The sequence below is a fragment of the Ruegeria sp. BB10 genome (assembly GCF_056535725.1).
In genome coordinates, this window is the sequence record NZ_JBQFIW010000002.1 from 233,730 (window position 1) to 255,863 (window position 22,134).

The 22,134-nt window shown below is 54.1% G+C and carries 20 protein-coding genes; 16 read left to right on the top strand and 4 right to left on the bottom strand.

The genetic code is table 11. The features are described 5' to 3' along the window. Positions 1-247: 247 nt before the first annotated feature. From ACR3EP_RS20075 to ACR3EP_RS20090, 4 genes are all read left to right on the top strand, one after another. Complete coding sequence (locus ACR3EP_RS20075; RefSeq protein WP_480639184.1) at positions 248-1,348, top strand: glycosyltransferase; 1,101 nt, start codon at positions 248-250, stop codon at positions 1,346-1,348. Next, on the top strand, positions 1,345-1,677 hold the full coding sequence (locus ACR3EP_RS20080) for a hypothetical protein (protein ID WP_480639185.1): 333 nt from the start codon (positions 1,345-1,347) through the stop codon (positions 1,675-1,677). Before ACR3EP_RS20075 ends, ACR3EP_RS20080 begins: the two co-directional genes overlap by 4 nt. Positions 1,678-1,754: 77 nt before the next feature. Next, positions 1,755-2,093, top strand: coding sequence for a hypothetical protein (locus ACR3EP_RS20085; RefSeq protein ID WP_480639186.1), 339 nt, complete (start codon positions 1,755-1,757; stop codon positions 2,091-2,093). Between the two features lie 155 nt (positions 2,094-2,248). Further along, positions 2,249-2,521, top strand: a complete 273-nt coding sequence (locus ACR3EP_RS20090) for a glycosyltransferase (RefSeq protein ID WP_480639187.1) — start codon at positions 2,249-2,251, stop codon at positions 2,519-2,521. Positions 2,522-3,005: 484 nt separating this feature from the next. Here ACR3EP_RS20090 and ACR3EP_RS20095 read toward each other — a convergent pair whose 3' ends face one another. Continuing rightward, positions 3,006-3,362, bottom strand: coding sequence for a hypothetical protein (locus tag ACR3EP_RS20095; protein WP_480639188.1), 357 nt, complete (start codon positions 3,360-3,362; stop codon positions 3,006-3,008). Between the two features lie 196 nt (positions 3,363-3,558). On the opposite strand from ACR3EP_RS20095, the gene ACR3EP_RS20100 reads away from it, so the two are divergent. From ACR3EP_RS20100 to ACR3EP_RS20115, 4 genes are all read left to right on the top strand, one after another. After that, positions 3,559-3,906: a hypothetical protein gene (locus tag ACR3EP_RS20100; protein ID WP_480639189.1), complete on the top strand. Its 348-nt coding sequence runs from the start codon at positions 3,559-3,561 to the stop codon at positions 3,904-3,906. Positions 3,907-4,129: 223 nt separating this feature from the next. Then, entirely contained in the window at positions 4,130-5,155 is a 1,026-nt protein-coding gene (locus ACR3EP_RS20105) for a hypothetical protein (RefSeq protein ID WP_480639190.1), read from the top strand. A 106-nt stretch (positions 5,156-5,261) separates the two neighbouring features. After that, on the top strand, positions 5,262-5,759 hold the full coding sequence (locus tag ACR3EP_RS20110) for a hypothetical protein (RefSeq protein WP_480639191.1): 498 nt from the start codon (positions 5,262-5,264) through the stop codon (positions 5,757-5,759). 1,731 nt (positions 5,760-7,490) lie between these two features. Further along, positions 7,491-7,691, top strand: coding sequence for a sulfotransferase family 2 domain-containing protein (locus ACR3EP_RS20115; protein WP_480639192.1), 201 nt, complete (start codon positions 7,491-7,493; stop codon positions 7,689-7,691). A gap of 138 nt (positions 7,692-7,829) precedes the next feature. Here ACR3EP_RS20115 and ACR3EP_RS20120 read toward each other — a convergent pair whose 3' ends face one another. Further along, entirely contained in the window at positions 7,830-8,591 is a 762-nt protein-coding gene (locus ACR3EP_RS20120) for a helix-turn-helix transcriptional regulator (protein WP_480639193.1), read from the bottom strand. A gap of 128 nt (positions 8,592-8,719) precedes the next feature. Between ACR3EP_RS20120 and ACR3EP_RS20125 the strand changes: the two genes are divergently transcribed. From ACR3EP_RS20125 to ACR3EP_RS20160, 8 genes are all read left to right on the top strand, one after another. Then, positions 8,720-10,696 (top strand): CocE/NonD family hydrolase, encoded by a 1,977-nt coding sequence (locus tag ACR3EP_RS20125; protein ID WP_480639194.1) that lies wholly within the window; start codon positions 8,720-8,722, stop codon positions 10,694-10,696. Positions 10,697-10,717: 21 nt separating this feature from the next. Continuing rightward, a complete protein-coding gene (locus ACR3EP_RS20130) occupies positions 10,718-12,283 on the top strand; it encodes an ABC transporter substrate-binding protein (protein ID WP_170351175.1) in 1,566 nt (521 codons plus the stop codon). An 87-nt stretch (positions 12,284-12,370) separates the two neighbouring features. Beyond that, positions 12,371-13,309, top strand: coding sequence for an ABC transporter permease (locus tag ACR3EP_RS20135; RefSeq protein ID WP_170351176.1), 939 nt, complete (start codon positions 12,371-12,373; stop codon positions 13,307-13,309). Positions 13,310-13,321: 12 nt separating this feature from the next. Further along, positions 13,322-14,179, top strand: coding sequence for an ABC transporter permease (locus ACR3EP_RS20140; protein ID WP_480639195.1), 858 nt, complete (start codon positions 13,322-13,324; stop codon positions 14,177-14,179). After that, positions 14,176-15,156, top strand: coding sequence for an ABC transporter ATP-binding protein (locus tag ACR3EP_RS20145; RefSeq protein WP_480639196.1), 981 nt, complete (start codon positions 14,176-14,178; stop codon positions 15,154-15,156). The genes ACR3EP_RS20140 and ACR3EP_RS20145 overlap by 4 nt, the downstream gene beginning before the upstream one ends. Continuing rightward, positions 15,153-16,076 carry an oligopeptide/dipeptide ABC transporter ATP-binding protein gene (locus ACR3EP_RS20150; RefSeq protein WP_170362623.1) on the top strand — a complete coding sequence of 308 codons (924 nt, stop codon included), beginning with the start codon at positions 15,153-15,155 and terminating at the stop codon, positions 16,074-16,076. The genes ACR3EP_RS20145 and ACR3EP_RS20150 overlap by 4 nt, the downstream gene beginning before the upstream one ends. Positions 16,077-16,087: 11 nt before the next feature. Continuing rightward, positions 16,088-17,734 carry an amidohydrolase gene (locus ACR3EP_RS20155; RefSeq protein ID WP_480639197.1) on the top strand — a complete coding sequence of 549 codons (1,647 nt, stop codon included), beginning with the start codon at positions 16,088-16,090 and terminating at the stop codon, positions 17,732-17,734. Next, positions 17,734-19,272, top strand: a complete 1,539-nt coding sequence (locus tag ACR3EP_RS20160) for a M81 family metallopeptidase (RefSeq protein WP_480639198.1) — start codon at positions 17,734-17,736, stop codon at positions 19,270-19,272. Before ACR3EP_RS20155 ends, ACR3EP_RS20160 begins: the two co-directional genes overlap by 1 nt. On the opposite strand, the gene dld is transcribed toward ACR3EP_RS20160, so the two are convergent. Together dld and ACR3EP_RS20170 are read right to left on the bottom strand one after the other, a co-directional pair. Then, a complete protein-coding gene (dld, locus tag ACR3EP_RS20165) occupies positions 19,248-20,942 on the bottom strand; it encodes a D-lactate dehydrogenase (RefSeq protein WP_480639199.1) in 1,695 nt (564 codons plus the stop codon). The genes ACR3EP_RS20160 and dld overlap by 25 nt on opposite strands. Then, positions 20,939-22,123, bottom strand: a complete 1,185-nt coding sequence (locus tag ACR3EP_RS20170; protein WP_480639200.1) for an alpha-hydroxy acid oxidase — start codon at positions 22,121-22,123, stop codon at positions 20,939-20,941. Before ACR3EP_RS20170 ends, dld begins: the two co-directional genes overlap by 4 nt. Positions 22,124-22,134 lie beyond the last annotated feature (11 nt).

Below are 22,134 nucleotides of genomic sequence, written 5' to 3' on the forward strand. Positions count from 1 at the left end.
TTTTTGTTTCCCCGTGCAGTCGCATCAACAATTCAGGAAAATTAAAAGCCCGTCTCGTTCCGCGGAACTGTTGTCTGCGCGCGAAAATCTACCCTGACCTATAGTCCTTGACCCAGAAAGTGACCCAAATTGAGGTAGGCTTGGGAAAAAGGCATGACTACCTCTCGTTGTGGGTTTTGGTGAAGTGAGAAGTTTGCTACGGGACGCTCAATTATAGATTATTTCTCCGGCTTCATGAAAATTACTAATGCCTGAACATTTTGAACGAACAAAATTGAATGCTGCCAAAGTTATGCATGTTATCGCGCATATGGAGAAAGGAGGAGCTGAGCGCCAAATGATGTTGCTGACGCAAGCTTCCAGACATAGCCATGTCATTGCAGTCCTCAAGGGAAACGAAGTCGCGAGTGACACTCCAGTAGTGTTGTTGGAAAATCTCAACCCAGTGAAGATATTCTCCAAAATCCAAACTGTTATCAGGGAGTATAGCATTGATATTGTGCAGTTATGGCTGCCTGACCGGATTACAATTCCGGCAATGTTGGCGGCGAAATCCAATGGATGTCGAATAATCAGTGGCGATCGTCGTAAGGTACGTAATTACGGTGGGGGCGCCTTCCGCGACCGGCTGCCGTATATCAACCATGTGGTTGCGGATCTGGTGGTGCCTAATTATCCCCATTTCCCACCGCCTTTGTCATTGCGTCGGGTATTGGGCGTGCCGCGCAAAACAAAGACCATTGCAAATGGCCTAGCGCTGAAGGCCCGCGAGGTCCCGATCTCAAGTCACCCAACCCGCCTGTTGTTCGTTGGGAGATTGGTCGAACAAAAACGCGTTCAACCCTTGGTCGAAAAAATGCCACGCATTCTGGCAGAAACAGGGATCCAAGGTCTCGACATCGTTGGTGAAGGGCCGGAAGAGGCAGCCATCCGCAACAGCATAAAGACTTTGGGGCTTGCAGATAACGTCCGATTGCATGGCCGCCTTACAGATTGGGGCGAGTGTTTCAGCCCTGAGTCGCATATGCTGGTGCTTCCCAGCGCTTCCGAGGGCATGTCCAACACGTTGTTTGAGGCGATCTCCTGGGGATATTTTGCGTTAACCAGCCAGAGCAGAGAGCTTGATGCACTGCTCAGCGGGTGGAAACACAAGCCGGTTACGTTTGACCACGAAAACCTCAACACATTGGTGGAGCAACTTCGAATTACTAACGCTAGTCCAATAGAGAGCATCCAGACCCGTTTGCGTAGTATGCAGTGTGATCTTGTGGAGTTCAGTGTTGAGCGGATGGCGGCCTCCTATGACGGTATTTATGATCAACTATCACTGAAAAAAGCCACCTCATGACCCGGCCTACATTTCTCGCCCTGGCAGCGACCAACTCTGCACAAGGTGGCGTAACAGGCGCCGCGATTGGTACCGAGGTCGTACTGGACATTCTTCTGCCTTATTGCAGGATAGAACTCATCGAGCTGAAGACCAACGGTTTGGGAAATTTGGCGGCAGTTACCCCGCTCGAGCGCCTGCGCAGTGCGGTTGGTGCCACTATCATGTCTGTTGATCTATTAACCCGGCTTGCAATGCGCGGACTGCAGCGTGCGAAAGTGGACTATGTCTATTTTCTGCCTGCCGCTTCGAAGATGGGGATGATGCGCAATGCGGTGACCGTTTTGTAATTCGGCAGCTTTTTCGTAACGCCGCCCTGGTCTTCCATATTCGGAACGGAAACTATTTTGCATCTATGACCGGGTTAATGGCTTACTTGCACCGCTATGTGAATAAGCAAGCCAACAACATATTGGTCCTTAGTCCGAGCCTGCTGCCGGAAGACCCGGCCGCTTGTGGTTTTGACCTGCAGAAGGTGTGTATTTTGCCGAACACGATTGATGCGGCGCTCATTCCAGAGCAAGTTCCGGTAAAACCTTCGCCGCCACGGCCGCTGAAAGTTCTCTATCTGTCGAACTTCATCAAGGAAAAGGCTATCTTGCGCTGCTTGAAGCGGGCGAAATACTGTGTCAGCGAGGAATGGGTGATCAGTTTTCGTTTACGTTTCGCGGCAAATGGCTGTCTGCCGAAGACAGGTGCGCCTTGAGAACCGTGCAGCCGAGCTCTCCGTACATGGCCTAAACGTGGATATTGGAGACACTGTTGTGGAGAGATGCGAGGTGCAGCGATTGCATTCGCAACACCACATATTTTGCCTACCCACCTGTTATGCCGCCGAGGCACAGCCAAGATCGATCCCCTATGGCCAATGGGTGCGCCATAGTTGCAACCGGTATCGCAGTATTCCGGACCGTATCTGGTGAAACCGGCTTTTTGATTGACGGGCAGGATCCACATCGTCTTGCCGATACGTTGCAGGAATGCGCTCGCGCGGATATTGCGGGCATGGGACAGGCCGGAGCCGAGTTGTTTCAGCAGGATTTTAGCCCACAGAGCATCAAGTCTCAGCTTCTGGAGGCTCTCAGCCTTCAGGGTCCCATGGATCCCGATTTACCAAGGGGCGCAGATGTCTAAGAATGTGTCGCAGTTCACGGTTTATTATGTAGTGGGGCAGCCGCGGTCGGGCAGTACCTTTGTCGGAGATTGGATCGCAAGGGATCGGCGCATCTTAAATGCGGGTGAAGTATGGCAAACCTTTCGTTCACTGGGGTTCGTGAGTGATGTCGGCTTTGAAAAGAGTGGCGGACGGTGGGCGCGCACAGAAGAGCGCGAGCGTGGTCATTTCTGAAATCGATTTAGCTCCATACGAGTCCCTAATTCGGCAAGCAAAAATTATTGGAAACGGGATGGTCGATTGTTCGAAAACAGACAAAGGGATTGAGCGATACCTCGCGCTTGGTTGCGAGGTTGTGGTTATACATACACAACGTTCCTTCTCTACCTGGGCCACATCAATGCAGGGGTACAATCAACGCCATCAACTACCTTATGTCTCTCGTTGGCGCCTGCTACTTGCGTATCTTCGGTGAATCTTCGCCACAGGCGCTGGACGACAAAGCTACCTTATATTCATGTCAAACAAGAGCGCCTGGATAACTTGGATAGCGATCTTGATCTTGGCTTCGCGCCGCGTGGTGCGGAACAAGGGTATGTGCGCGCTGAAATGTTCGGCACACCCAATTTTACCGGATCCTTCGATGCCGGCGGGCCACTTCCAAGACCGCTCCTGATCGCCTTCTTTACAAAATGACTTTGGCCAGCTCTTAAGCCAATTGTGGGTCACACGACCCAACCGTAATACGAAACGGGTACCATGAATTTTCTTGATAAACCTATCCTTTTGCAGCGGCAGCAACCCTGCGCAATGCACAATTGGGACGCCATATTTGGGTGACACCAAAAGCGATCTTGTCATAGAAGGTTACCCGCGATCGGCTAACACATATCTGCACCGCATAGTGCGCGCTGCCGGGCCAAAGGACCTGCGGATAGCAAACCACGTTCATCGTCGGCAACAAATCAGCATGGCCGTACGATACAGTATACCGTGTTTTATCCTGTTCCGGCACCCTTTGGAGTGCATTGCATCCTATCTAGTGCGTGAGCCAGATTTGGAGGTAGCAGACAGCCTAAAGCAGTATATCGGGTTCGCACAAACCACTTTGGCACACATTTCCGCGCCTCAGATTCATATCGTTACTTTCGATGATGTGATTGAAGATGCCGCGAACATTTCATCGGCTATTTTGCAGAAAATTGGTCATGATGTCACCGTAACAACTGGGTTGATCGAAAAGGCGACGCAGGACAAACGAAAAGAAAAAGCACGCAGTTCATTGCCCAATGCCGAGAAAGATCGTTTGAAACAAAAATACTATGATCAGATATTAGCCTCGCCGCGTTACCTAGAAGCGCTGGAACTGTTTGAGCAGGCAGTCGCATTGAAATGGCCATGCTGAGAGCGCTTTCATCAATAGTTGTTCTACAGGCCCTTGGAGCAACGTTCGCGCTGGCGACTGTGATCCTACTTACTTCGGCCTTGGGTGCGGATGGTTATGGGCGATATATCTGGATCATTTCGGCTGCCGGTATCGGCAGCTTGGTTTTGCAACGCGGCCAACCCACGACACTTATAAAAAGCATGCTCCGCTCGACCTTGCTAAGGTCAAGGCGCCTTCTGAGATGGGCAATACTTATTTATTCTATCTGCTTGGGGCATTGGTAACACTCACAATTGCCTTTGCAACCTCCTTGGTTACAAGCAATGAGCTGGCTTGGATTGCACCAGCGGCCTTTGCGTTGACAGCACTGAACATTTCTGACGCGATCTTACGTGCCGCCGAGCGCGGCGTGCGAGCACAGTTCGCCCGTGACTTCCTTAGGCCCATCGCGTTGTTCGGTGGCTTTATTTTGCTGTGGGTGGCAGAGGTTAAGGAACCAATTTTTTATTTGCTGATCTTTGTAGTTTGTACGGCTTTTGCTTCGATCTATTACTTGTGCCCACTTACCTTGCAGGCCGCGCGCAATTGGCGGGGGGCTGGATTGGTAAAGACGAACGGAGCACATTTTCAGGTGTCCCTGTCTCGGAGTGTTGGAAATCACATGCCAATTTTTGTTTCGGGGTTCTTTTTAACACCCGACACTTTGGCGTATCTCGCGATTGCAATACGGCTGGCGGGCCCATTAAATTTTGGAGTCAAAGCAGCAAGAGCGGTCTTTGGCGCAAGGATCAATCGCCACGTCAAAGCCAATAAACCCAGCGCAATTCGCCACGATTACAGGATCGCAATCCTGTTTTCGCTTTTTATCAGTGTTCTGGCAGCAGTTGGTGTAGCAATCCTTTTGCTGGTCCTTGGGTATTTCGGGCTTGGACCGGTGGCAGATCTTGCGGATCAAGATCTCTTGCTTTGGGTTTTTGTGACCATTGCGTTCGCTCAACTGTGTCGCGCGGCAGCTGGGCCTGGGCAGCTTACGGCTGTCTTGCTTCACGCGGAACGGTTTGTAAGAAACTACAACATCCTCATGTTGTTGTGTCTGTCAGCCGGACTGATCGTCGCCGGCTTGATCGGGGACGTGCGCCTCTCGGCTATTGTAGTACTATTCTATTCCGCGGGAACTTCTATTGGACTGGTCTGCAAAATCAGGAGTGCATTGCACGGTTTGAGAAACAGCTCAGGGCCTGATCAAAGGGGACAGCAACTTGATTGAACACATCGAGTTAACGTGTCATGGCTTGCGTGACAGCGGCTGGCTCGGGCCTGATCAATCCACGTAGCTGCAAAGATTAGCAAAGAGATGCGCTGAGAAAGTGTATATGAAAACGCTTGTAGTATTTTTTGCTTGCGAAGTCGTTTTCTGGAGCGCCGCGGCCCTATTGTGGGGACCGGATATTGATCCCGTCTATTTGCCAATTCTAGCTTGGATATGCATTGCGGTATTTTTCGTTCATCTGGCTGTTTTGGCGCTGACGGCGGGGGTCGGGATCGTATCCATGCCTTTCCTTTATCTCGCTTCTTTATCGCTCTACCTGTTGGGGCCGTACATTCTTTATCTTGAACTTGGTCCTGTGGGTTTGGTTTATTTCAGGGCGATTGACTACGGTTATCTAACCGGTTGCTTGCCACTAATCATGATCGCCGTCGCAGCCTTTTCTTGGGGTGTTCTGACCTGTTCCCGGCGAACAGGTTTCAACAGGACAAAGCTGCCTGCAAACAGAAGGCGGGTTGAGGTCACTACCACACTTTTAGCGCTTTGTTTGATTGGCCTTTCGTTTCTGATCATCGCTTTGGACACCGCAAGAGGGCTGGTTTGAAACCGATGCTTTCGGGTAACTATCATGATTACTCCGACGCAAGAACAGGTGGCTCTCAAAGCAGGCTTTTCATTGCTTCGATGACGTGGTTTCTGCCCATCGCCGCCTTGACGTGCAACGCAATGATCAAAAGCCGAGTTCGGCGTCTCGGTTGGTCAGATCTTCTATTTCTTTGCTTAATGAGCATTCTCTTGGTTGCAGGGGATCGAGGAACACTGCTTGCGTGTTTTGCAGGTTGGTTGATCATTCATCAGGCGATTTGCCGTAATGTCACCCCGGTTAAGCTGCTCATCGTTGCATGTGCCGTCATGGTCTTTGTCCCCTTGATGGAGGTAATGAGAGGGCTAGCTGCTGCAGATTGGTCCCTCAGTCTCATGTTGGAGACCGCACGAAATCTGTCAGGAACAAAAGAGAAATTTGCAGATAGCACGCTTCTAACTTCGCTTGGTCCTTTTCGCCCTCGCTCATGACCCTTATGGGGACACGGATGCGTGTAGCGGATGGTGAAATGCTGCGGCTTGGCAGTGATTACTTGGGCAATATACTGGCGGCGATCCCCTTCAACTCAGGAGCTGCGCCAAATAACAGCAATCAAATACACCAGTATCTTATCCCAAGCCGCAAAGGTGGCCCGGATTCATGGCGATTTCAGAGATGTATTTGAACTTCCATGTTTTCGGATCGCAGCGGGACATGCAATCTTAGGTCGGATACTTACCAGAATGCACTATAATATTTGGACGCCAAATATTTCGACCCACGCAATCGCATTTTCCGCAGTCTTCTTTTTACCTTATTGATTTGGGTGAGAAACGAGTTCAGTTTCGTAGCGCAAATCTGTTTCCTTTGGGCGATGTTTTTTGGATTTTTCCGCATGCATGCCAACACATGTTGCCTTGGAAAAATCGGACAGCAAACCAAACAGCACTGCGGTCGCAGTTGTATGGTGCGCCTCTGTCAGATACTTGACCGCCGATAGTTTGAGCCAATGCTTGCGTATAAACTGTTCAATTCACAGTCATTTGGGTAAGTCAGTGCCCGCCCCAGACCATTTACAAATCTTCATAAACGCAACCCGCTATGCGGCCATAAACAAAGCAGTTGACCTTGGCAAAAGGACCTGAAAAGTCAACACAGTGCCTCGGCAGCTGACGCTATATTTGACCACAACTAATTGGAAAATCTGAAACCTGAGACGAGATTGCGAATGCAGCGCACCGGGAATAGATACTTGGTTGCGGCCAAGTTCAAGAAATTATCAAGGAAAAGTAATGATACTTTCTCGCAGGCATAAATTTATTTTCTTCCACATTCCCAAAGCAGCTGGCCAATCGGTCGCCAATGCCTTGATCCCTTTGCCGCGGGGCCTGTGCAAAGAATGTTATCGCCCTTGTTGCCCTATAGGCAGCAACTGAAAATACAAACAAAGCTTCACGAAAGAACGGGACTTCGAACAGTGGCCCAACCGTTCAAAGACCACGTTCGGATTGACGAAGTCGTAGACAAGCTAGGTCAAGAAATTTTTGACGACCTATTTTCTTTTACATTTGTTAGAAACCCTTGGGATCGGCTTTTTCTACCTATAGCTATACTTTGTCAAACCCTCGCCATTGGAACCATTCATTCGCGAAGTCCCTAGGTGATTTTTCTGCATTTGCAGAATGGCATTGCGGACGAGGCAACATCCCATTTCAGTCAGAGTTCGTCTTCAACAGGAGTGGGCAGAAATTAGTGAAATATGTAGGGCGGTTCGAAACGATCGAAGACAGCTTTCAGGAAATTTGCGAACAGGTGGGTATAGAATGCCAATTGCCGCGGTTTAACACGTCAAGAAATACTCATTCCTATAGAGAAGCCTTTACACCTCAGACGCGGGATCTTGTTCATCGCACCTACGCCAAAGACATCGAAGCCTTTGGTTACGTATTCTGAGTGGCAGTAGACAGCAATGACCCAGGTATCGCGCCCAGATCGTTTCGAGAAAGTTGCGTTAAAAGTTCAAGGCTGTAGATTTCGCGCTCCGCAACGAACGATCACAAAAAAAACTAGCTTTTGGGTTCAGCGACCGCCTCAAGCCTCGTGAAGGTGCTTTCTGACGGTTGGATCAATCCTATTGCTTTGGGCAGGATAGATTCCACAAGCAGCAATTGCCTCACGGGCGGTTACACGCTCGTGCAATCGTTTCCAGATTGCCTTGGCAGCGTAGGGATGCGGGTAAGGGCGCCATGCGACGCCCATTGTCATGCCTCGCAGATATTTCAGCTGTTGACGGTGTGCGGAATACAAAATCGTATTGGCAACGCTACCTTCGCGCGTAAGCTCGTGCTCGGTCACGAATATCCTGTTTCCGCGCATTGTCACCAAACCGGCATAGCGTGAAATCTGGTGCGTGCTTTTGTCTGGAGACGTAGCAATTTCTCGGGAGCGGATCGTGAACAGCCCATCGACTTCCTGAATTCGGATCAATGAACAAAAGATCTTTCCTTCCCATGAAGGTGTGCAGAAATAGGAATGATAGAACCCCACGTATCGCCTGAGGTTTTTCTGTTGGCTTCGAAAAGGTTCCAAAAAAGCATCCGTTGGCGTTGTTCCGGTATGTGACAGGGCGCCTTTTAGCATCAGTTCGAAGACGCCGGTTTCAGCGAATAAATCGGCTTCTGTCAGGTCGAAATGACGCGCAATGCGACGCATGTTGTACGCGGAAGGCAGACTGGAGCCATTCAAGTAACGATTGAATTGCTGTCTGTTGACGCCGATATCGCGACAAATCTGCGAAATGTTCCCATGTTCTGCGCATAACGACCGCAGGTTGGCAGAAAAATTCTCAGACATAGGCAAAACCTTTCGCATTCTGACGCGATATCACTGCAAATAGCGTCAACCCGCATAAGATCGCACAATTTGTTTTGTCTGCAAATCCGTTTCTTCTTCGGTATCGGCCCACAACAGATAAGTCTCAGATGCCAATCGAAACCATCGAAAACACATGGATCACCCTTGCGGACGGGCGGCGGCTTGCAGCACGGCTGTGGCTGCCCGGCACGGGGCCAGCCCCGACCATTCTGGAATACCTGCCATATCGCAAACGCGATGGCACTGCGCCAAGAGATGAAACAACACACACCGTATTTGCAGAGGCGGGATATGCCTGCATCCGCGTCGACATTGCTGGCACCGGAGACAGCGAAGGGCAGTTCGACGACGAGTATTCCGAGCAGGAACTGCGTGATGGCGAGGAGGTCATAGCTTGGATTGCCGCGCAGGATTGGTGTGACGGGTTTGTCGGGATGATTGGAATATCCTGGGGCGGGTTTAACGGTCTGCAGCTGGCCTTTCGACAACCACCTGCGTTGAAAGCCGTGGTCAGTGTCGCTTCGACTGTGGATCGCTTTGCGGATGACATCCATTTTATGGGTGGATGCCTGCTAAGTGACAATATGAACTGGGGCAGTCAGATGTTTGCGTACCTGACCCGCCCTGCTGATCCTGAACTTCGCGCGGATTGGCGAGAGGATTGGCTTGCCCGACTGCAAAACGTCCCATTTTCCGCTGCGGATTGGTTGCGTCATCCGACACGGGACTCTTTCTGGAAGCACGGCTCAGTTTGCGAGGATTGGTCCGCGATCCAGACCCCTGTATTGGCAATCACTGGCTGGGCAGATGCTTATGTCAATGCACCCCCGGCTTTGGTCGCGAACCTAACCGTGCCCGCCAAAGCCGTCATTGGACCTTGGGAACATCGCTACGCGCATATCTCGAAACTTGATCCGGCGGATTTTCACTCAGAAGTCATCGGCTGGTTTGATCGCTGGCTGAAAGGGCAAGAAAATGGCGCCGAGGATTTGCCTGCGTATCGGACCTATATGCAGGAACACTTCAACCCAACAGCGCATAACAGCCCTCGGCAAGGTCGTTGGATCGCTGAGGCGACATGGCCTTCGCCTCATGTCTCTGAACAGGTCTGGCATCTGACAAAGGGCGGTTTTTCGCAGGAGTCGACGTCTGGTACGGTCGCTATCGCGTCGCCCTGTCATATTGGTGCCGATGGGGGGTATTTCTGTGCAGGCATGCGGATCGACAACGAACTTGCGGGCGACCAGGCCAGGGACGATGCCCTGTCGGTTTGTTTTGACAGCGCGCCGCTGCAAGCTCCGTTAGAGTTACTGGGGCGCGCAAAGCTGAAGTTTCAATTTTCAGTGGATCAACCAGTGGCACAACTGGTCGCGCGGTTGTGCGACGTCTCGCCTGACGGTGTATCGCAGCGGATCAGCTATCGATCTTTGAACCTGTGTCACTACCACAGTCATGAGACGCCACAAACGCTGGAGCCAGGTCAGATTTACGAGGCCGAGGTAGCCCTGAATGAATGCGCGCATCACTTACGCGGGGGCCATGTGTTGCGGCTGGCCCTGTCTACATCTTACTGGCCGATCGTCTGGCCGGCGCCGAATTCTGCCGAGGTGACATTGCACTTGCAAGATTGCGCCCTTCATCTTCCGGTGCGCGAGGTCACACGCGAAATTCATGCCTCGGAACCGGGACCGGCACAGACATATCCGGTTCTGGAAGCTGAACCTTTGCGTACACCTTCAGCCCAATCCGAACGCATGATGACCGACGATGGTCGAGTGGTTCTGGAAACGTTCGATGACTACGGCAAGACGCGCGATCCTTATCATGATCTGATTGTCGGCAGCGATGTGCGAATGCACTATGGTATCCACCCCGATGATCCCGCCACCGCCGTCTTCGAGACCGCCTGGAATTTTACCTTTGAGCGGGCGGATTGGCAGGTGGCCATCTCGACCGAGTGCCGCATGACCTGCGATGCGCAAAATTTCTATCTCTACCGCAAACTACGCGCCACCGAAGGCGCAGAGGAAATCGAAGTTCTGACAAAGGAATGGTCGGAAACCGTTCCGCGCGGGCTTCTGTGAATTAATCCAAGGGAGGATACTATGAAGATCGAATGGACGAAGGCCAATGTCGGTCGCCGAGGGTTTCTGAAAGGCGCAACCGCGCTTGGGGCCGCAACCGCGCTTCCGATGGGGTGGGCGGACCGCGCGTTTGCAGCAGATGACGGTGTTTTGCGTGTGCGGGCTTATGGTGATGCACAGAACATGGATCCGGCCCATTCCGTTGGTGTTGTTGAAGAGGAAGTACATGCTTCGATCTACAACAAGCTGATCCAGTACAAACCGGGCGAGGAATGGGGCTGGCAGCTGGATGCCGCAACGATGATTGAGCAGGTTGATCCGACCCACATCAAATTCGCACTACGTGACGATATCGGGTTCACCAACGGTTTTGGTGCCATGACTGCCGAGGATGTCAAATTCAGCATGGAACGGGTCGTGGACGACGCGACCGACAGTCCGAACAAGCCCGACTTGGGGCCATTCAGCCATGTTGAAGTAACTGGTGAACGCGAAGGGACAATTGTTCTGAACAAACCGTTCGCACCGATCTGGTCGATCGCCCTGCCCTATATCACCGGAAACATCGTCTCAAAAGCGGCAGTCGAAGCCGCTGGTGGCCGGATCGGGGCTGATCCGGTTGCAGAGTCCGGGCCGTACCTGCGGGACAGTTGGTCACCCAAGGAAAAGACGGTTCTTAAGCGCAACCCTGATTGGAAAGGGGATGCGCCGACCTGGGATACTGTCGAGATTTATCCAATTGACGATGAAAACACCGCCGAGATTGCGTTTGAGGCAGGTGAGCTGGATGTAACCCGTGTGTCGCTGGGCTCGGTCGAGCGGTACCGCGCCGGTGTTCCGAATGGCGGATCGCTGGTTGAAAAACCCTCGCTTTATTATGTCTGGTTGGGAATGAACGTCGAGCATCCGAAGCTGCAAAATCAAAAACTGCGGCAGGCGATCCAGCACGCGGTGGATGTACCCAGCATTCTAGAGGCCGCCTATTTTGGTGCCGCTGATCCATCGACCGGCATCATTGCACCGGGTCTTGCCGGACATCGACCTTCTTCGCTTGTGCCACCCGAGGCGAATTTTGAAAAAGCGGCGCAGTTGCTGGCGGAATCCGGTGAAACCAATGTCACGCTGACCCTCGATACACTGAACAAGACGACCTTTACGACAACTGCCCAGATCATTCAGGCGACACTGGCGCAGATCGGGATCACGGTTGAGGTGAATGTGCTAGAATCCGGGGCGTTCTGGGCGTCTGGCGACAATGAGAACCTTCAGCTTGTACTGAATCGCTATTCCATGACCCCTGATCCGTACTATGCGACGTCGTGGTTTACGCCCGAACAGATTGGCAAGTGGAACTGGGAGCGTTTCAATAGTCCTGAATTCAACGAAATCCATGAAGCCGCGGCTGCGGAAACGGATATCGCAAAACGGGCTGAAATGTATCAGCGCGCGCAGGACTTGATGGAAGATAGCGGTGCCTATCGCTTTATCACCCACGAGGCGACACCGGTCATCCACAGCGCACGTGTCATTCCTGCGCTTCGGCCGGATGGCCTGTCCCTGCTTCGCTATTTCGGCAAGGCGACTTGATCTCCCCAGGTCGACCGAGGTGCGGCGGGCGCGTAACGCTCGCCGTACCAAAAACAAAGCCACCAAGCCGCAAGGAGCCAGTTGGCCATGCTGAATTTCGCAACCCGTCGCTTCGGGCTGTCGCTGCTTATCCTCTTCGTGGCGGTGACCGTCATGTTCCTGATGATCCGCGCCGTACCAGGCGATCCGGTCCAGATCATGCTGGGCCCACGCGCCACGCCCGAGCTTCAGGCTCAGCTAACCGCGGCGCTGGGGCTTGATCAACCGATCTGGAAACAACTTTTGATCTTCTATGGAAACCTCCTGCAGGGTGACCTTGGCACTGACGTCTTCTCGGGCCGTTCCGTGACCGAGATTGTGTTTCAGCAATTGCCTTTCACTCTGGAGCTGATCTTTGCGTCTATCCTGTGGTCTGCAAGCTTGGGCATTGCGCTTGGTGCCTATGCGGCTGCGCATCCTAACACCTTGATCGACCGGATCGCTGCTGCAGTATCCGTCAGCTTTGTTGCCGCGCCGGCCTTTGTTGTTGCACTGTTGGCGCTGCTTGTTTTTGCCGTGCATCTGCAATGGTTCCCTGCCATTGGCGCGGGCGAAGGGTTCTGGGATCGACTGGACCATCTGGTCCTGCCGGCCTTTGCAATCGGGCTCAGCTGGGTTGGCTATATTGCCAGGCTTGTGCGGGCTTCGATGCTGGAAGTTATGGGCGAAAGCCATGTACGCACGGCCCGGGCCTTTGGTATCGCCGAACGTCGCGTAGTCATGGTTTACGCGTTGCGGATCGCCATTCTGCCGGTGGTTACTGTGATCGGTGTCGGGATGGGCTTTCTTCTCAGCTCGGCCGTTTTTGCAGAAATCGTCTTTGCCCGCCCCGGGCTGGGAAAGTTGGTGATCGATAGCATCACGACCCGCAACTACCCGATTGTCATGGGTTCGGTCCTCGTATCCACCGCGCTGTTCGTGGTGTCGACCGCATTGGCTGATCTGATCAATGCGTTGCTCGATCCACGTGCGCGTACCGCTCATTGAGGAGGGGGAGTTATGGAAAAATCTCGTTCTGAATTGGGCCAGATCATAGTCGGTGTCGCTCGCGACCCGCTTGGCCTAATGGGCTTGATCATCGTTGGCATCATCGTGTTCTGCGCGATATTCGCGGCCTGGATCGTGCCTTATGACCCGATTGCGATGGATATCAAATCCCGCATGCAAGGACCGTCCGCGGCGCACTTGCTGGGGACCGACCAGCTGGGTCGCGATACGTTTTCGCGTGTGATTGCCGGAGGCCAAGTCGCGCTCAAGGTGGCTTTGCCTGCTGTGTTTGGTGCCATGGCGATTGGCCTGACGCTGGGTATGATTGCAGGGTACGGGCCGAAATGGCTCGACAATCTTCTGATGCTATTTTTCGACACCATCAGGTCCTTTCCGACCGTGATGTTCGCGCTTGCTGTTGTGGCCCTCGTCGGGCCGAGCCTTCAGACCGTGGTGTTTGTGGTCATGGCGACCTCGATCCCGACATACGGGCGAGTGGCGCGGACCCAGACGCTGACGCTGCGCAACTCCGAGTTCATACTGGCCGAACGCTCGATGGGGACCAGCATGGCGCGCATCTTGGGTGTGCATATGCTGCCCAACATCATTGGCGTTCTGGCGGTACTGGCGGCGATGGACATCCCCACAGTTATCGCGCTTGAGGCTGGCCTCTCCTTCTTGGGACTGGGTGTCAAACCCCCAACCCCCAGCTGGGGCGCATTGCTCAAGGATGGCTATTCGCTGATCCGCCAAACACCGTGGCTGGTAGTGGGCGGCGGCCTGCCAATCATTCTGGCAACGCTTGGGTTCACCTTCCTGGGTGAAAGCCTGCGCGACGTGGTTGACCCGAAACTGAGGAAACAGAGATGACCGATATACTTCTGGAAATCGACCACCTCAGCGTCGACTACGAAACAGGACGCGGCGATCTGAAGGCCCTGCGGGACATCACATTCAACGTCAACAAGGGTGAAATTGTCGGCATCGTTGGGGAATCCGGTTGTGGCAAATCCACCTTGATTTCATCCATCCTGCGTTTGACCGCACCCAATACGCGCTTCCGCGAAGGAGAGGTTAGGTTCAAGGGGCAGGACTTGCTGCAAGCCTCTGAGCGTCAGATGCGTGACCTGCGTGGGGCGGATATATCCATTGTCTTTCAGGATCCGATGCAAACGCATAATCCGGTTCTGACCATCGGGCAGCAGATGCTGGACATTCAGCACCGATCCAAGCAATCCAAAGCGGACAAACTGGCCCACGCAGCCAAGATGCTGGGTGCCGTTGGCATTCCCGATCCCGAAGCGCGATTGAAACAATATCCCCACGAATTCTCGGGCGGGATGCGCCAGCGGATCGCGATTGCGATGGCGTTGATGTCCGAACCTGACCTGTTGATCGCGGATGAGCCGACAACTGCATTGGACGCAACGCTTGAGGTGCAGATCATTGAGCGCCTGCAAGAACTACAACGCGAATTTCACTGTGCCATCCTGTTTATCTCGCACCATCTGGGCGTGATTGCGGAACTCTGCGACCGGGTAGTTGTGATGTATGCTGGCGCGGTCGTCGAAAGCGGTGACGTGCGTGAGATTTTCCACAATCCCAAACATCCCTACACGCGTCGTCTGATTGAATGCGACCCCGGTCACATCAAGGAACGTGCCCGTATTTTGCCGACCATCCCCGGTGAAGTGCCCGATCTGGCCAACCTGCCAGGTGGCTGCATTTTCAGAGATCGTTGCGATCAAGCGATGGCACGCTGCGCGAGTGAGGTGCCCCATTTGGATCAACTAAAAGAAGGCCATCATGCTGCGTGCTGGCTGAACCATGAGGAGGCCACAACATGAGCTTGCTGAACGTCGTGGACCTTAAAACCAGCTATGGACCGGTCAATGTTCTGGCGGGCGTCAGCTTTACCGTAGAACCCGGCGAGACCTACGCGCTGGTTGGTGAAAGTGGCTCTGGCAAAACGACGGTTATTCGCGCCATTGCGGGACTTGCCCCGGCGCAGGATGGTTCGGTCACTTTTGAAGGCCAGGAAATTCGAGGCGCGCCGGAAAAGGTCATGCGTCCGCTTCGCAAGGACATGGCAATGATGTTTCAGGACCCGGTCGGCAGCCTCTCGCCACGCTTGACAATCCGCAGCCTGATCACAGAACCCTATCGCATTCAGGGCATGAAAGACCGCGATCTGGATGCCGAGGCCAAGCGCCTGCTGGAAATGGTCAACCTGCCCACGCATTTTGCGGATCGTTATCCTTACCAGCTGTCTGGTGGTCAGGCACGGCGTGTGGGCGTAGCCCGTGCGTTGGCGCTGGAGCCCAAGCTGATCCTGGCGGATGAACCAACCGCTGGCCTTGATGTGTCGGTGCAGGGCGAATTGCTGAACCTGCTCAACGATCTGCGTGAAAGGCTGGGTTTGGCGATGGTTATCATCACACATAACCTCAGCGTCGTGCGCCACGTGGCCGACAGGATGGGCATCATGTATCTGGGCCGATTGGTCGAAGAAGGCACAACCGAGACGATTTTCAACGACCCGCGCCATCCTTATACGCGCTGTCTTCTGAGTGCCAATCCAGAACCCGACCCGGATGCGCGATTGGAACGGATCGCCCTTAAAGGTGAACCCCCCAGCCTGCTCAAGCGCCCTTCCGGGTGCGAATTCCGCGAGCGCTGTCCTTTTGCCAAGGATATCTGCACCCAGACACCTGAATGGGAAGTGGGCGAAGGCCACGGCCTGCGTTGTCTGGCCCCGCTGTCCTAATAGGTAGTCCAATGCCAAGCACACTCTATTTCAATGGCACAATCCTGACGATGGATGCACAGAACTCTTCGCCTGAGGCAGTTTTGACTGCAGGTGACAGAATCCAGGCGGTAGGGTCCGAAGCTGACCTGCGCGCGCGCATGCCTTCTGATGTCCAAGAGCATAACCTGCAGGGGCGCACTCTGATTCCTGCGTTTATCGACCCACACGGGCACTTCCCGGATCCGGGGTTTATCCGACTGTTCCGTGTTGACCTGTCCCCGCCCCCATTGGGGGATTGCACACAAATGGCCCAGGCGCTGGACAGACTTCGAGAAAAAGCCGACGTGACGCCCGAGGGTGAATGGGTCATGGGGGTGTCGTTTGACAATACGTCCATTCTAGAACACCGAATGCCCACACGGGCCGAGTTGGACGACGTATCATTACGCCATCCCATCTGGGTTATCCATGCGTCGGGTCACAACGGGGCCGCAAATTCTGTTGCACTCGAGAGGCGCGGGATAAACCGTCAAACCCCTGACCCGGAAGGTGGCCGCTTTGGTCGCGATCCCGATACCGGCGCCTTAACGGGGTTGATCGAAGGGCTATCGGCCATGGGTGAGATGGGCGACACAGATTTCCTTATCAACCGGGAAAGATTCTGGCAGGGCTTTGATGCCTGTCGTGACGAATACCTGGCCCATGGCGTGACCTATGCGCAGAATGCCTGGACGTCGCAAGCCATGCTGGATCACTTTGCCAGTTTGCCCGCAGATCAGGACCCGGGAATAGACATTGAGCTTTTGCCCATCGCAAGACTGGAGCCCGAACTAAGCACGCATTGGATCGGCGCGAATTGGCCCGGCAACCCACATTTTACACTGGGTCCGCGCAAGCTGTTCACGGATGGGGCGTTTCAGTTGCAGACCGCCTATCTGTCGGCCCCCTATTATCGACCGATAGATTCGGATCATCCATGCGGAATGGTCTACACCTCGCAACAGCAGCTGGATGCTGACGTTCGCAAGCTTCATGAAAAAGGTCTGCAAATTCATTGCCACTGCAATGGCGATGCCGGCGCCGAGATGTTCATTGATGCGGTTGAAAAAGCCCTGCAGGCGCACACCCGCGCAGATCATCGCCATACCATTATCCACGGTCAGGCCCTGCGGGATGATCAGCTAAGGCGTATGGCCCAACTTGGCCTGACCGTCAGCTTCTTTCCCGCTCATGTGTATTTTTGGGGGGATCGCCACTTTGACACCTTCCTGGGGCCAGAGCGGTCTGCGCGAATTTCCCCTGCGGCGTCAGCGGAAAAGTTCGGCGTGCGATACACGATCCACAACGACGCCTCGGTCACGCCGACACGTCCGATCCACTTGGCCCATTGCGCGGTAAATCGCAAAACCGCTTCGGGCCGTATGCTTGGCGAGGATCAAAAGATCAGCGTTCTGTCGGCCTTGCGCGCACAAACTATCGACGCGGCCTGGCAAGTCTTCAAAGAGGATCAGCGCGGGTCTATCGAGCCGGGTAAGGTCGCTGATTTCGCCATTCTTTCGCGTAACCCTTTGCACGCCCCGGATCACCTGACAGACACACGGGTGCTGGAAACAATTCGCAACGGTCAAATAGTATTTTCAGCACTGCCCACCGAACAAGAAGTCGAGCATACCTAATGACGGCCAAGCGTATCGCGATCGCGGGGTTTCAGCATGAAACCAATTGCTATGGTGTGACAAAGGCTGGTCTGGCCGAGTTTGAGATGGCGGATTCCTGGCCTAGTATGCTGCTGGGCGCGCAGGTTATTTCGGAAACGGCTGGCATGAACCTACCCGCCGCAGGTTTTGCTGCAGCGGCTACCGCAGTAGGGTTTGAAGTCGTGCCGATACTGTGGTGTTCGGCAGAGCCATCTGCTCATGTAACCGATCACGCATTCGAAACGATTTGCGGGATGTTATTGGATGGAATCCGCGCTGCGGGTCAGATTGACGGCGTGTATCTTGATCTGCACGGTGCGATGGTCACCGAAAGCCTAGCTGATGGCGAGGGAGAGGTTCTGCGTCGCGTCCGCAATCTCGTGGGCCCAGAAATTCCAGTGGTGGCAAGTTTAGACCTGCATGCCAACATCTCGGCTCAGATGGTTGAACACGCAGATTACCTGTCGATCTTTCGCACCTACCCTCATCTGGATATGGCGGAAACAGGCGCAAGGTGCGTTCCTGTACTACAGCGCTTGCTGGCAGGTGAAACACTGAGCAAAGCGTTTCAAGCGGTGCCGTATCTTATTCCGCTGCATGCACAATATACCGGCTCTGCGCCATTCGACGAAATCTATCAATTGCCAGCAAGATTCGAGCAGCAGGATGTACTGACAGAAATCGCGCTTGGCTTTACGGCGGCGGATTTTCCCGACACCGGCCCGTCCTGCGTTGCCTACGCAACCACAGCGAATAAAGCGGCCGCTGCCGTTGAAGATATCGTCAACTTGTTTGTGGCCCAGGAAACCCGCCTTGATTGTTCCATGCTGTCTCTGGAAGAGGCTATTTTGACAGGCCGCCAAAGACGGGAAAAGCCGGTTGTATTGGCTGATGTTCAGGACAACGCCGGTGCGGGTGGGACGTCTGACACCACTGGATTGCTGGCAGCCCTGATAGAGGGTGGAGTCACAAGCGTTTTGATGGGCCTATTCAATGATCCCGAAAGCGCAGAGCAAGCCCATGCGGCGGGTGAAGGTGCATTGGTCAATCTGGCTATTGGTGCAAAATCCAACTTGGCGGGTCACGTTCCGGTCAAAGCAGAGTTTGAAGTTCTGGCATTGGGTGATGGCACATGTCGCTATACGGGTGAAATGTATGGTGGTGGCTTTGCAACGCTCGGCAAGACGGCGGCCCTTCGGTTGGTTGGGCACAAGGCCGAGATTGATCTTGTCGTCACAAGTATACGCAACCAATGCCTGGATCGCGCGCATTTCACGCATATTGGTTTAAATCCAACGAGTTATTCGGTGATTTGCGTGAAGAGTACAGCCCATTTCCGAGCAGATTTCGAACCTATTGCAGAAGAGGTTTTTGCGGTTTCTTCACCAGGTACCTTTCTCTGCGACCTGGAAAAAATCCCCTACACCCGTATCACCAGAAGGCTGCCCATTGCTGCTGGGTCTGCTGCTGACGACGGTCCCGACACTGTTGGCTATTCGGGTGCAACCCCGGCATAGTTCCGTGCTTTGGACATCTTTCCAATTCCGGGGTTGAACGAATTGGTGGGATCACAACACTTGTAATGTGCCGCCAGATCGGGTTTCGCGGCATACAGGTGGCCCACATTGTGTTCGGCCGGATATTCCGCGCCGCGCGCATCAAACAACTTGAGCATCGCCGCCTTCAATGCCTTAGGGTCCGCCCCTTTTCGAACCACATAGTCCTGATGCATCACGTGGCACATGAAATGTCCATAATAGAGCTTGTGGACAAGCTGATTACTTATCTCGGGTGGTAGGTTTTCCAGCCAATCCTGATCATTGCGTCGCAGGGCGACGTCCAAGGCGATGATGTCCTCGACCTCATCTGCGTGAATGGCCATATAGCGCACGGCGGCCCCCGCAGCGGCGAAACGGTGAAGCCCCGCAATCTTGGCCTCACGCGCTGTGCATTCAAAGAAATCGGCGTCACGATCTTCCAGAAAGCCGGGCAACCAATTGGCCGCTTCATCTATCCCGGCATCCTTCATTTTAAGGATCAGGTGATGTTCAAATCGGTCGCGGAAACCCAGCATTCTTTTGGGCAGAACTCGTGGCCACAACGCCACTGCCATTTGCATGAAGCGGTCGGTAAAATTACGCAGGAACGGAACCCGTCGCAACCGCGCATCCACAGCCCCTTTCATGGCAAAAAACATCGGTAGGCGGTCAGTGCCTAGCTTATCGATCATCACGACCGTGTCCTTGCCATAGCGCGCAGTAATATCGAACACGTCGCGGTGCATGTATTCTGCGGACACTGGCAAGAATTTAAACTCGGACAGAATATGGCGGCGTAGGGCGGCCAGATCACCGGGATCGTTGGCACCGATGTAAAACACCTTCTCAGCATCGTTCTGGGGAAAGGTATCAAGGCGCACGGCGAATACGGCCAACTTTCCAGCAGACCCGGCGGATTCGAACAGTTTTCCCGTGTCGGCGTTGAACCGCGCAGGCGTTTGAGCATCCACATCGCGCACGATCTGCGCATAGTCACTGGCCGAGGCGCGTTTGTTAGAGGATTCTGGTGTCCGGTTGAAGGTTCCGGCGTCCAGATTGGTCAGAATTTCTTCGGGCGTCTCGCCCAGATCAATACCCAGATGATTGACCAACTCTAGATCACCCTGTTCGGTGATCCGGGCATAGACCGAAAGTTCGGTGTAAACTGGGCCGCGTTCGACCAGGGAACCTCCCGAGTTGTTGCAGACTCCACCAACAATCGACGCCCCGATACAGGACGACCCAATTACCGAATGCGGCTCGCGTCCCAGCGGAGCCAACAGTTTTTCCAGTGCGAAAAGTGTGGCACCCGGAAAGCTGACAATCTGCGCGCCGTCATTCAAAGTAACCAGGGTGTCCATCCGGCGAGTGTTTATCAGGACCACATCTCGGTCATAGTGGCCGGATGGGGTCGAGCCCTCGGTCAGGCCGGTGTTGGCCGCTTGCATGATGACGATTTTATCCGCCGCGACGCAGGCTTGCAGCACCCTCCACTGTTCCAACAGCGTACCCGGTCGAATGACACACAATGCCTCGCCCTCACCCGAGCGAAAGCCGCGGCAAAACCGTTCAGTCGCGCGTTTGTCGGTCAGGACATGGCGAGAGCCGACGATGGCGCGGAACGTCCCGATCAGGTCCTCATTGGTCATGCTGCGTCCCTTTGTACATTCAAAGTGGGCGCAGTGTCCCTGAACCGAACATTATTGCGGTTCAACTGGTCGATACGGGTCACACCCATCAGTTTCATATCGCGTTCAATCTCGGCCCGCATCAATCCCAACGCGCGTTCGACACCTGCCTGCCCCGCAGCGGCAAGCGGATACAAATAGTGACGCCCTACCCCAACGGCCTTTGCCCCCAGCGACAGCGCCTTCAACACATGGGTTCCGCGCTGGATACCGCTGTCCATCATCACGTCCAGCTTGTCACCGACCGCATCGACGATCTCGGCCAGTTGGTCGAACGGCGTGCGCGAGCCGTCCAACTGACGACCGCCATGGTTTGACAGGATAATCCCGGTGCATCCGATCTCGGCCGCGCGACGCGCGTCTTCAACGGTCATGATCCCTTTCAGGCAGAATTGACCGTCCCAATCCCGCACCATCTGAGCGACGTCATTCCAGGTCATCGACGGATCCAGCATGTCGGTGAAATACCCGCCGATCGAACTGGCACCTCCACCCATGTCTACATGTTCCTCTAACTGCGGCAGGCGGAATTTCTCGTGGGTCACATAGTTGATCCCCCACATCGGCTTGATTGCGAACTGGATCATACCCCCCAACGTCAGCCGGAACGGGATCGAAAAGCCGGTGCGCAGGTCACGCTCGCGATTGCCGCCGGTGATGCTGTCGACGGTCAGCATCATGACTTCGACACCGGCCTCTTTGGCGCGCTGCATCATGGCGGCGTTCAGGCCGCGGTCCTTGTGGAAATAGAATTGATAGACTTGCGGGTTCTTGTGCTTTTGCCGCAGCTCTTCAAGCGATACGGTACCCAGTGACGATACGCCAAACATGGTGCCGTATTTCTCGGCCGCTGCGGCCACCGCGCGTTCGCCCTGATGGTGGAACAGGCGCTGCAGTGCTGTGGGCGAACAATAGACGGGCATGTCCAGCTTTTGACCCATCACTGTGACCGACATATCAACATCCGATACCCCGCGCAGAACCGAGGGCAGCAGATCGCAGCGGTCAAATGCGTTTGTATTCTCGCGATACGTCACCTCGTCATCCGCACCGCCATCGATATAGTTGAAGATGGGCCCCGGCAGCCGCTTTTTAGCCAGCCGCCGAAAGTCATGAAAGTTGTGGCATTGGCTCAGACGCATCACGCGAACTC